This is a genomic window from Acinetobacter sp. ESL0695 (assembly GCF_029392135.1).
GTDB lineage: Bacteria > Pseudomonadota > Gammaproteobacteria > Pseudomonadales > Moraxellaceae > Acinetobacter > Acinetobacter pollinis.
On the sequence record NZ_CP113932.1, the window covers coordinates 215,075 to 226,881 of the forward strand.

An 11,807-nucleotide genomic window follows, 5' to 3' on the forward strand; every position below is an offset into this window, starting at 1 on the left:
AATCCAATAAATAAATTTATCTAAAATAATGATATGAGATTGATAACATGAAGAATTTAATCATACTAAGTATCGCGGGATTCTTGCTCGGTGGCTGTACAACAGGAACATCAATTACTAAAGAGGGTACAACAAACGATCCTAAATGGCACAAAGTAGAGACTATCTTAAATAAAGATCAAGGGACTTTTCCTAATTTACAAAGCTTAAGTGAAATTAGAAAAGGGATGACCAAAGATCAGCTATTTTCATTGATTGGTCGTCCACATTATGATGATGGGTGGAGACCAAGAGAATGGAATTACTTATTTCATTTTACTACGCCTGGGCAAGGTGAAAACGATATTACCACTTGCCAGTTTAAAGTCATTTTTGATCATAATATGATTGCTAGTAGTTTTTATTGGAATCCTATCAATCCTAAAAACGGTGTTTGTCCACCTAATATACAGCATAAGCAAATAGCAAATAAACGTTATACACTGTCGGTGGATGCATTATTTACATTTGATAAATATGATATTGAAAATTTAAACACAAAGGGAAAGGAAGACCTAGATAGTTTAGTTAGAGAGTTAGGCAAATTTAAAGAGCTAAATACAATTCAGATTATTGGTTACACAGATCGGTTGGGTACACAGGATTATAATGAAAAACTGTCTTATAATAGGGCACAGACAATTAAACAATATCTAACTTTAAAAGGTATTCCTTCGCAGATCATTAATACTATTGCAAAGGGCTCTGAAGACGCAGTTAAAGAATGTCAGGGTATATCTGAAAAAAAACAGCTTATAGATTGCTTAGCACCTAATCGACGAGTAATTGTCGATGTTGATGGATATATAGAAGGTACGCCTGAAAATAACCCTTCTATAAAATAAATTATTTTAAAAGATAAAACTCGAATTTAATTTTGAGTTTTATCTTTAAGTTCTAAATTTAATAAAAATCATAATTTAATCTTTAAAAAAGATCACTTCCTTGAGCAGATGGCTCCCATTTTTGATGACTTCCTAAAATTAGAGTTGCGCAATCATATGCATTCTGTAAAAAATCTTTCCTTGAAGATGAATGAAATCCTGTCTGACCTATTAAAGTTTCTCTTAACGGATGATGGCTTGTAATGAGATACTCATTACGTTTATATAACCGTTTTAATAGTTTTAATGAGGGTAGGCGATCGAACTTACCCTGATAACCACGATTACAGGTATTGCAAGCTAAAACTAAATTTGCCACGCCATTAATTGGTTTTTGACTATCACAGTCACGAAGTTTATGTGGGAAAAAATGATCTACTTCTGCGGAGTTTTCAAAATTTGACTCAAGATGGATAGGTTTAAAACAATAAAAACATTTACCCTTCTGATAGCCATTTAATGCGGACTTAGCAGAAGTTACATTTATACGTCTTAATTTGTTTTCTGCGACTAAAATTCCTGTTTCATCATGTTGGATCTGTACCAAATGTTTTGGTAAATTCATATCCCAAGCCGTTTCAACCAAGCGCCATCTAGACTCTGTTTCATGAATTAAATCTTGAGTATTCGGTGAACTAAACAATTCAAATAGCTCATCAGTAAGAATAATTCCTTGATGTGTTTTTCGAGCATCTACAAAAAATTTGTTAGGTATTTCCTTCCCATGAACATTATGAAAAGCATCTATCACATTAGCAAAGCCATATTGGACTGTTTTTGCAATTAATGTTTCATGACTAATTTCATTTACATTATAAGCCCTACAGAAATCTAAGAATTTACTTGAATTAGACGTTGTTTGTTTATCGACTAGTTTAAGGTGTTGGCAAATATTTTGACTAAATGGTAAAGCAAGTTCATCTAAAGTAATAATCGTATGATGATTTAACTTTAATTCATAGAGAGATTTAGCAAGAGCAAATTTATATGAAGCGACATTGCGTCCAAATAAAATAATAGAACGCCAATAATTCTCAATAGAAGGTTCAATTTCATAAAATTCTGACATATAAAGACTCGTTTTAAGATACTCTCTTAAATAAAATATTTAACCATTTTTCATCATGATCCGGTCTTTGGTCTAATGTAATCCACTGTTTTAATACTAATAAATGATTGATATCTTTAAGTAAGGAATGTGCTTGCTCTTCATTTAAATCTGTAAAAGACCTTCCATTTTGTTCACGATCTTTATTACCATATTTAAAAGACATATAGCAAATACCATTTGGTTTTAGTGCAAGATGGATACGCGTAATAACATCAATTAGTTGGTCTCTTTTACAGTGGAGCAGCGATGCACATGCCCATATACCATCATATTTAGTGGTGGTTGTCAGGTTATAAAAACTTTCATGCTTTACATTTAATCCAGTGAGTTGGGTTGCTTTTTTGACAAGCTCAATTGAGTAGTCGAGTGCTTCAACTTGATAGCCTTTGTTCTTAAAGGCTAATGTATCTCGTCCAGACCCACAACCAAGATCTAAAATAAAACTCTTAGGGGGTAAGTAGCTTAGAAATGGTTCATATAAATCATCGATTTGAAGTAAATATGTAGTCTCAAAAAAATGTTCTGCATATTTATTATAGTAGCTTAAGTTATCTAATGTATCGCTCATGATTGATTAATCAAACTCTATTTCTTAAATGTACTTATTCTCATTCAGTATAGTCAATTAGGTGTCTAATATGCTAAAAGAAAAACTGAATTTTTAAATTATACTTTCTTGTATAATGATTTTGGTATTATAATTCTTCATGAGAAATATTTTCATGTGTTTAATTTAGAAGAGTTTTGATCGTAGTGTACAAAAAAATATCAGTATTATGTGGCCTTTTAATTCTATCTGGATGTACTGTAAAGAGCGAAGCTGAGTCTGATCCGAATATAAAAAGTACATTGAAACATACAGAACAGTGCTTAACACAATTGATGGATATTGTTTCAAATGAAAGAAATTTTGCTTTAATTAAAAATAATATTTCAAGAAAAGATCTAATTTTAGATGTTAAACCTAAGGATGCACAAGTTGAATTGATTCAAGTATCGTCGCTAAAATCTGACGATGATGAAATGAATCCTATGGGATTAATTAAAGTAAATAAGCTTGATAAGACAATCAATAATATAACATTTGGTGATACACCTATTATTCCAATTAAACTTGGAGAACATACTAATTTTGTTCAAGATTGCTTTTGAATTTACCTGATAAAAGTGCGTAGTTTCACTTAAAAAACTTCTAAAAGCATGAGTAGGCATTTATATTGCTTCATTTAACAATCAAACTGAGGAACAGAGCCAACCTACTAAGCATTTTTATGATTAAAATTGTTTTTGTAAGATTAAAACTGTTTTGTATCCTTCTTATAATAATTAGTAGGCTTATATAGAAGTGTAGACTAGCAACTTAAATTGTTTATATTTATTGAATCTAAAGCTAAATGATAGGGCATTTTATTTACTTTATCTTTGTAAAATAATGACGAGTTATTGAACTTATGTAGATTTGAAAAATCTATACTCAGGATGAAATAAGCCAATTAGAAATAAAATCGTATAGATTAGCCATAAGAACAAGGTCATGAGTCTAATTTGCTCAGTACTCCAGTCGGAGGACTCCATATCTGTGAAAAAAATACTTTTCCAACCTTTTATGTACTTAGCTCCACCCCATGAAATAATCCATTTATATATGATGCTATAAGCGATATAACTTAATATCCAAAGTGATGTTGACATGGTTTACACATCCATAATAATAGGCTTTTTACATGAAGTGTTTTGTTATTCTAGTGGTATATTCTACATAAGAAAAAAGCCCTCATCTGGATGATAGGGCTTTTTAGAATTTGGAGCGGAAAAGGAGACTCGAACTCCCGACCCCAACCTTGGCAAGGTTATGCTCTACCAACTGAGCTATTTCCGCATATTGAGCAGTTTTTAAGAAAAACTTACACTAAAAAATATTTGGAGCGGGAAACGAGACTCGAACTCGCGACCCCAACCTTGGCAAGGTTGTGCTCTACCAACTGAGCTATTCCCGCGTGAGAGGTATAATACCTGAAATGCTGTTAGAAGCAATATAAAATCTAAAAAAACTGATTTAATTGAATAAAATAAAATCAATGTGATATGGTTAGGTTTAAAATTGAGCAGTTCTGTCGTGTCGAACGATTTGTTTCCTCTATGATTTCTTACTAAATATTATTGTTATAATAGAACTAAATTTTTGTAGCCATAACTCATATGAAATTAGAGCAACAACTTTTAGGACATTTATCTAAACTTGAACCTATTCATTTAGAAGTGATCAATGAATCTTCTGGTCATGGAGGATATTATCCAGGTAAAGAGTCTCATTTTAAAGTCATCATTGTCAGTGATGTATTTAAAGGTATACGTGCTGTGAAAAGGCATCAACTGGTATATACACATGTACAACACTTACTTATGGCTGGTGGTGGCTCAATTCATGCATTGGCCTTACATACATACAGTTTAGAGGAGTGGGATGGTCATGTGCCTACTAGTCCTGAATGTGCGCATGCACCTAAAGTACAATAGGTATAACAATGACTTTATTTACATTGCTTAAAATAATACATGGCGTTGCCATCTGTTTATTATTTATAACGTTAGTGATTCAAACAATCATTTTATTTAGAAAAAATCCCTCTTTGGATATTTCAAATTTATCTTCTCGAAAAAAGATAGTTATTTTTCAGCATAGTGCTTTTGGACTTTTTCTGATTACAGGTGGGTGGCTACTTTATTTAAAAGGCTTTGTTGTTCAAAATTGGTTTTATGCCAAAGCAATTCTTTTTGTAGTGTTACTTTCATCATTAATTAAAGCTTTTAAAAAGGGAACAGGTGAAATCCTACCAGTTCAACGGCGTGGGGGAATTGTTCTTGCATGGATTGCTTTTATTGCAATTCTTATTTTGGTAGCAATAAAGCCAAATTTATTTTAATCAACTATTACAAATTACAATTGTTATATTTATAGAAAAGGCCAAAAATAATAAAGAATATTTTTGGCTTATAAAAATAACAAGGGATGATGAAGATATGACACAATTTAAATATTTGATTCCGATAATGGCAGTTTTTACGCTGACAGCATGTAGTACTATGCCAGTCAAACCAACATATGTATCTCCTGCGCAGTATCAAGGCTTTAGCTGTATACAATTACAATCTGAATATAACCGTATTCAGCAGTATATGGCACAAGGTGTGGAAACACCTAAGCGAACTGGAATGGGTGTGGGCTTAGGACTTGGCGGTGGCTGGGGTAGAGGGGGTTGGGGTTTTGGTCCATCACTTTCTTTTAATTTAGGTCAGTCTTCAAATACAAAACGTACAGAAATTTCTCAATTATTAGGTCAGCAGGATGCAATTGCGCAAGCCGCTCAGTTTAAGAACTGTCCTATGAAAATTATAAAGAAATAGATGGAATACAGAGTACTTCTTCTTTGTTAAACCTGATTTAACATTGAAGAAGTGTATATCTGATATTTATTCTTACTGACTAGACTTACGCTTATTACGAAAATATTCAAATACAGCAGGTAAAATACTTAAAATAATAATACCGAGAATAACATGAGAGAAGTTATCTTTAATAAAAGGAATATTGCCAAATAGATAGCCTAATGTCACCAAAGAACTAATCCACAATAAAGCACCGACCACATTAAAGAAAAGAAATTGCTTATAGTTCATATCTCCTGCACCAGCAATAAAAGGTGCAAAGGTACGAAAGAATGGAAGGAATCGAGCGAAGATAATTGTTTTACCTCCATGCTTTTGAAAGAACTCATGTGTTTTTAAAAGGTGTTCTTTTTTAATAAGCTTCGAATCCATTTCAAATACACGCGGGCCAATATATTTACCCACATGATAATTCACGGTATCACCTAAAATCGCAGCAATTGATAGAAGAACAATGAGCGGAATTGGCTCCATGACACCAGTAGAGGCAGCGAGTGCTCCTGCAGCTAAAAGTAAGCTATCGCCTGGTAAAAAAGGCATAATGACTAAGCCAGTTTCAACAAAAATAATTAAAAATAAAATGGCATAAATCCAACGACCATATTGGTGAATAAAATCAAGGAGATGCTGGTCTATATGAAGAATGAAGCTAATGATATCCATGTGTCGTTAAAAGTTATAATCTTATGAAAATGCTAACAGTCTATTTACTGAAAGTCAGTAACTAAAATCTATATTTTTATAATGAATGTACTATTATTTTTGGCAGTTCACACATTTAAAGAAAAATACCTATACCAGTTATTTTTTTAAATAGTTTTCATTGTCAATAGTCATGTGCCACTGACCATTTTGTAGATAAGGCGCCTTATTTACATTAAATTGAGTGGAAAACATACCGGTACCGACTTGGATATGTTGCGTATCAATTTGTGTAATAGGCGCACTGATGTTTGATTGTGAACTACTTTGTTGGAATGTATTTGCTGTTTTTTGTTCTTGCTGATAAGACGCTTTATATTGTAAGTTGCCATCGTGACCAATTTCAATTTTACTGTGTGGTGCTTGCCATTGCCCAATAAAGTTCTCTTGGCCTTTTAAGACAGTATTTGTTTGCGCACATGCAATGAGTGGGATGCTAGAAACGATGCAAATAAGAAAGTGATTGAGTCGCATAATAATACCTTTTGAAACGAACAAAAGCACAAATAATCTATATTATATTTAGCATAATTTTAGAAATGAGATCATATAAAAAGCGTAACAGTGTATGACGTAACGTATTTTTTGGATCTACTCGCAAATCATAAAGCTAAGGCTATTGTCATTATGGCATTTTCTCGTACCAAACAAATTATATATCATTGGAAACGTTTACCATCTGCATGGCTATTGATATTTCAATTAATTATTTTAATGTTGACCTTTTTACCAGTCACCAATTTGTATTATCAATTGGTCATGTGGGGAAGTGGGGTTCTCGCACTTTTATTTATTGCACGTGTCATTAAGCATACTGCTTCATTTCATACATTGGGAAAGTTGTTTATTAGTGGTGCAATTGTCTGTTTAGTTTTAATGATGATTGGGGGCTATAATGTTTATCTGCAAGTAGGTGCTCATATCTTTGAAATAGGCGCTTATCTCTCTGCAACGTATAGCCTACTTAGGTATATGTTTGCTGATCGATATTTAACACAAGACGAATTGTTTGCTGCAGGTGCTGTATTTACGTTACTCGCTTGGGCATTTGCTTATGCTTATAATATTTGTCAGTTGCTGGTTCCAAATAGTTTTACCAACTCAGTGCAAGATACAAGTATTCAATCTTGGCTAGATATTTTGTTTTTTAGTTTTAGTTTGCAGTCCGCTACAGGGCTATCCAACTTGCTTCCAGTCGCACCAGCAGTGAAAGTACTTTCAATTTTGCAAATGTTTGTAGGTGTGATGTATTTGGCAATGGTCGTTTCACGTTTAATTGCATTGCAATATATTCATAAATCTTCACCACCTGAAGATGACGATTAAAATAAAAAAGGACTCTTAAGAGTCCTTTTTTAGTATAAATACTTTTTCTAGATTAGAAACGTACGCGAGTATTTAAACCAATTGTTTGTGCATCTTGAGCAAGATTTGAGTCTACAACACGGTAGTTCTTAGCATTTGCTTTTGTATAAGTTGCACCAACTGAAATTGCAGGTGTGATGAAGTAGTTTACGTTACCACCCCAAATGTGGTCAGTACCTGAATCAAATGCAGATGTGTCTGCATATGTAGCACCAACGCTTAACTTAGGTGTTAGGTATAGGTCAGTTGCTAGACCATACGCTGCGCTACCACGAACAAAGATACTATCTACTTCAAAGCCAACAGCCATGTTTGTGTTGTCGATGTTGCCTACGTATTTCGCACGTGCAGTCACTGCATCAGTTTTATAACGTGCATTTGCTGTATTAGCTTCGTTACGTGCAGTTAATACGCCGTTGTTAAATGCTTTGAAGTTATCTAATGAATAAGCATTTGTTACGTTTGTATAACCTACAGCGACTAAGAAGTTATTTGTAGGAAGTACACCAACTTCTAATGCATAACGGTCGCCACGATCTTTATCTTTGTAACCTTGCTCTTTTGAAGTTACGTCAGTGTGCGTATATGATGCACTGCCGTATACTGGCATAGGGATGTAAGAAGTGTCGTAGTAACCTTCAGCTTTAGCGCCATAAGATTGAGTTTTTTCACTTGTAGAAGTGTTGTTAAACTCTTTTTGACGATCGAAGTGGTAACCTACTTGTACATTAGATGCTTTATTTAAAAATGCAGCTTCAGCTAATGGGCCTTTAGAAGCGTCTACATCTTTAAAATAGAATGTACCTTGACCGTCACCTGTGTAAGAGTTCTCAAATCCTTTTGAATTGATATATTCAGATTGACCTTGTAACTCTACTTGGTAAGCATGAGCGCCGGTCATGGCTAAAAGAACCGCTGTTGCTAAACCGATTTTTTTCATAATAAATGTCCAAAGTTATCTACTTAGATAATGATATTTATTCTATTGTTACAAAATATTTAGTCAATGATCTGATGAACATATTTTTAGATAAATTTGATAGAAAAAAAATATGATGCTTTTACGAAAATTAAAAATTCAAATCAGATCTAAAAAAAATATGATGTATAACAAAGGGGTAAAGTATACAAAATTTTAACTAAAAATAAATGATTGATTAATAAGTAACCATAATATGGATGTTTGTTTTTATGTAATCAATTGTTAATTTTTTGAAAAATTGATTATTTTGTATGCTTTTTGTCGATTTTTAAGACGTAAATAGTTCATTAATTGATGACTTATTGGAGTATTTTTCTTATTTAAAAAGTGATTATTGGTTATATACATATTTAAATGAAGAATAGATGAGTAAATATGGTTGGCATCAGACATTCATAGTGAATGCCTGATGCCAAGTATTATGTTAGAGCATTGGCTTAAGGAATCTGCCTGTATGAGAAGCTTCAACTTGTGCGACTTCTTCAGGTGTGCCTTCAGCAATAATCTGTCCGCCACCTGAACCACCCTCAGGTCCAAGATCGACAACCCAATCGGCTGTCTTAATGACATCTAAATTATGTTCAATGACGACTATAGTATTTCCTTTATTGCGCAGCTCATACAAAATATCGAGCAATTTTGCAATATCGTGGAAATGTAACCCCGTTGTTGGTTCATCTAATACGTATAGGGTTTGTCCTGTATCTCGTTTAGCAAGTTCTCTTGCAAGCTTCACACGTTGTGCTTCGCCACCAGAAAGCGTCGTTGCAGCTTGACCTAAACGAATGTAACCGAGTCCCACTTGAGTCAGTGTTTCTAAACGACGATGGATGACTGGAATAGCGCTAAAAAATTCAGCAGCATCTTCAACAGTCATTTCTAAAACATCAGAGATATTTTTACCTTTGTAGCCAACTTCCAATGTTTCTCGGTTATAACGTTTGCCGTGGCAGGCATCACAAGGCACATACATATCGGGTAAAAAATGCATTGCAACTTTAATCATGCCATCTCCCTCACATGCTTCACAACGTCCACCTTTGACATTAAATGAGAAGCGACCTGCAGCATAGCCACGTGCTTTTGCTTCAGGTGTTTGTGCGAATAGCTCACGAATTGGCGTAAATAGTCCAGTATACGTGGCAGGGTTAGAGCGAGGTGTTCTACCAATTGGGCTTTGGTCAATATCTACGACTTTATCTAAATATTGTAAGCCGTTAATCGAATCAAATTTTTCAGGGGTAAGGGTGGTTGCTCCATTAAGTTGAGTCGCAGCCAACGGGAGTAGCGTACGGTTAATGAGTGTTGACTTACCAGAACCTGAAACGCCTGTCACACACGTCATAATACCTAGCGGAATTTTGAGATCTACATTCTTGAGGTTATGGCCACGCGCACCCATGAGTTGAATCATTTTTTGAGGATCGCTTGGTTTAAGACGCTCTTTAGGCACTTCAATTTTCAGCTTGCCTGCCAAATATTGTCCTGTTAAAGAATGCTTATTTTTCGCTAGCTGTTTGGCTGTACCCTCTGCAATCACATGACCGCCATGTACACCAGCACCTGGCCCAATATCAATAATATGATCGGCCTCACGAATGGCATCTTCATCATGCTCAACTACTAAAACAGTATTTCCTAAATCTCTTAGGCGAATTAGTGTTTGCAGTAGACGATCGTTATCACGTTGGTGTAAACCGATGGAAGGTTCATCTAATACATACATTACACCCATAAGTCCTGCACCAATTTGTGAGGCAAGACGAATACGTTGTGCTTCGCCACCAGAGAGTGTTTCTGCAGAGCGTGAAAGGCTTAGATAATTTAAGCCAACACTGACAAGAAAGTGTAAGCGTTCGCGAATCTCTTTAAAAATCTTATCTGCAATTTCGCCTTTGGCACCTGTCAGGTTTAAGTCTTGATAGTAGTTTTCGGCATCGCCAATCGACATTTGTGTAATGTTGGCAATGGTTTTATCTTTAACACGAACATGGCGTGCGATTTCATTTAGACGAGAGCCCCCGCATGCGTCACAAGCAGCATTTGAAAGGTATTGCGCCAAATCATCACGAACGTAATTGCTTTCAGTTTCACGGTAGCGTCGTTCAAGGTGTGGAAGAATTCCTTCAAATACCTGAACACGGTTGTGGTGGCGACCGCGTTCGTCTGTATAACTCATATCTATTTTTTCACGACCTGTGCCCTGAAGAAATTTTTTCTGTACATCTTTACTTAAAGACTGCCATGGTTGTTCAAGGTCAAATTCGAAGTGCGACGCAACCTTTTGCAACATGGCATAGTAATAAGGTTTTTGACGATCCCAACCACGAATTGCACCTTGGCTAATTGAAAGCTCAGGGTTTGGAATGAGCTTTTCTTGACTGAAGTGGCTGCGTGTTCCTAACCCATCACATACAGGGCAAGCACCAAACGGATTGTTAAATGAGAAGAGGCGAGGCTCTAGTTCTCCAACGGCACGATCACATTCTGGACATGAGTGTTTTGCAGAAAACACTCGATCAGGTTGTTCACCTTTCATCCAAGAAAGTATGGCAATATCCCCACCTAGACGTAGTGCTGTTTCAAAAGATTCAGCAATACGGTTGCCTAAGTCATCTCGAACTTTGAAGCGATCGACAATCACTTCAATCGTATGTTTTTTCTTTTTGTCGAGTGCAGGCGGTGTATCAATTTCTACAATTTCACCGTCGACACGTGCACGAACAAAACCTTGACCTTGCAGTTGTTCAAAAAGCTGAGTGTATTCACCTTTGCGTTCACGCACGACAGGTGCAAGAAGCATGAGAGCAGTACCTTCTTCAAGTACTTTTACTGCATCGACCATTTCAGAGACTGTTTGTGCAACCATAGGCAGGTCATGCTCTGGACAATAGGGCGTACCTACACGAGCATAAAGGAGTCGTAGATAATCGTAAATTTCAGTAATAGTACCGACTGTCGATCGTGGATTATGACTTGTCGATTTTTGCTCAATGGCAATTGCAGGGCTAAGCCCTTCAATAGAATCTACTTCGGGTTTCTCCATTTGTGAAAGAAACTGGCGCGCATAAGCTGACAGAGATTCTACATAGCGTCTTTGCCCTTCAGCGTAGAGGGTATCGAATGCTAAGGAAGATTTTCCTGAGCCTGATAACCCCGTAATAACCACAAATTTATCACGTGGAATATCGAGTGACACATTTTTTAAGTTATGTGTGCGTGCACCTCGGATACGGATATGACTTTGGCTCATAAAGAGGAGAATCCTAAAATTTGA

At 35.3% G+C, this 11,807-nt stretch carries 12 protein-coding genes and 2 tRNA genes; 6 read left to right on the plus strand and 8 right to left on the minus strand.

Annotation, left to right across the window (positions count from 1 at the left end; translation table 11 throughout):
- Positions 1-47: 47 nt before the first annotated feature.
- Entirely contained in the window at positions 48-884 is an 837-nt protein-coding gene (locus OZX61_RS00970) for an OmpA family protein (protein ID WP_277095018.1), read from the plus strand.
- Between the two features lie 82 nt (positions 885-966).
- On the opposite strand, the gene OZX61_RS00975 is transcribed toward OZX61_RS00970, so the two are convergent.
- Positions 967-1,992, minus strand: coding sequence for an HNH endonuclease domain-containing protein (locus OZX61_RS00975; protein ID WP_277095019.1), 1,026 nt, complete (start codon positions 1,990-1,992; stop codon positions 967-969).
- Positions 1,993-2,005: 13 nt separating this feature from the next.
- Entirely contained in the window at positions 2,006-2,602 is a 597-nt protein-coding gene (locus tag OZX61_RS00980) for a class I SAM-dependent methyltransferase (protein WP_277095020.1), read from the minus strand.
- 185 nt (positions 2,603-2,787) lie between these two features.
- Here OZX61_RS00980 and OZX61_RS00985 point away from each other — a divergent pair, with 185 nt between their 5' ends.
- Positions 2,788-3,186, plus strand: a complete 399-nt coding sequence (locus OZX61_RS00985) for a hypothetical protein (protein ID WP_277095021.1) — start codon at positions 2,788-2,790, stop codon at positions 3,184-3,186.
- Positions 3,187-3,837: 651 nt separating this feature from the next.
- On the opposite strand, the gene OZX61_RS00990 is transcribed toward OZX61_RS00985, so the two are convergent.
- A tRNA-Gly gene (locus OZX61_RS00990) sits at positions 3,838-3,913 on the minus strand.
- Between the two features lie 42 nt (positions 3,914-3,955).
- A tRNA-Gly gene (locus OZX61_RS00995) sits at positions 3,956-4,031 on the minus strand.
- 202 nt (positions 4,032-4,233) lie between these two features.
- On the opposite strand from OZX61_RS00995, the gene OZX61_RS01000 reads away from it, so the two are divergent.
- The 3 genes from OZX61_RS01000 (at position 4,234) to OZX61_RS01010 (ending at position 5,439) form a co-directional block, all read left to right on the plus strand.
- On the plus strand, positions 4,234-4,551 hold the full coding sequence (locus OZX61_RS01000) for a BolA family protein (RefSeq protein WP_195772820.1): 318 nt from the start codon (positions 4,234-4,236) through the stop codon (positions 4,549-4,551).
- Positions 4,552-4,559: 8 nt separating this feature from the next.
- Entirely contained in the window at positions 4,560-4,958 is a 399-nt protein-coding gene (locus OZX61_RS01005; protein ID WP_277095022.1) for a SirB2 family protein, read from the plus strand.
- A 127-nt stretch (positions 4,959-5,085) separates the two neighbouring features.
- The gene (locus OZX61_RS01010; RefSeq protein WP_228284752.1) at positions 5,086-5,439 is read left to right on the plus strand and encodes a hypothetical protein; all 354 of its coding nucleotides are present in this window, start codon (positions 5,086-5,088) and stop codon (positions 5,437-5,439) included.
- Positions 5,440-5,511: 72 nt separating this feature from the next.
- Here OZX61_RS01010 and OZX61_RS01015 read toward each other — a convergent pair whose 3' ends face one another.
- Entirely contained in the window at positions 5,512-6,144 is a 633-nt protein-coding gene (locus OZX61_RS01015) for a DedA family protein (protein WP_195772817.1), read from the minus strand.
- A gap of 138 nt (positions 6,145-6,282) precedes the next feature.
- Positions 6,283-6,657, minus strand: coding sequence for a hypothetical protein (locus OZX61_RS01020; RefSeq protein WP_277095023.1), 375 nt, complete (start codon positions 6,655-6,657; stop codon positions 6,283-6,285).
- Between the two features lie 153 nt (positions 6,658-6,810).
- Between OZX61_RS01020 and OZX61_RS01025 the strand changes: the two genes are divergently transcribed.
- Entirely contained in the window at positions 6,811-7,509 is a 699-nt protein-coding gene (locus tag OZX61_RS01025; RefSeq protein WP_277095024.1) for an ion channel, read from the plus strand.
- A 52-nt stretch (positions 7,510-7,561) separates the two neighbouring features.
- Here OZX61_RS01025 and omp33-36 read toward each other — a convergent pair whose 3' ends face one another.
- Entirely contained in the window at positions 7,562-8,488 is a 927-nt protein-coding gene (omp33-36, locus tag OZX61_RS01030; RefSeq protein ID WP_277095025.1) for a porin Omp33-36, read from the minus strand.
- 466 nt (positions 8,489-8,954) lie between these two features.
- Positions 8,955-11,783, minus strand: a complete 2,829-nt coding sequence (gene uvrA / locus OZX61_RS01035) for an excinuclease ABC subunit UvrA (RefSeq protein WP_277095026.1) — start codon at positions 11,781-11,783, stop codon at positions 8,955-8,957.
- Positions 11,784-11,807: the final 24 nt, after the last annotated feature.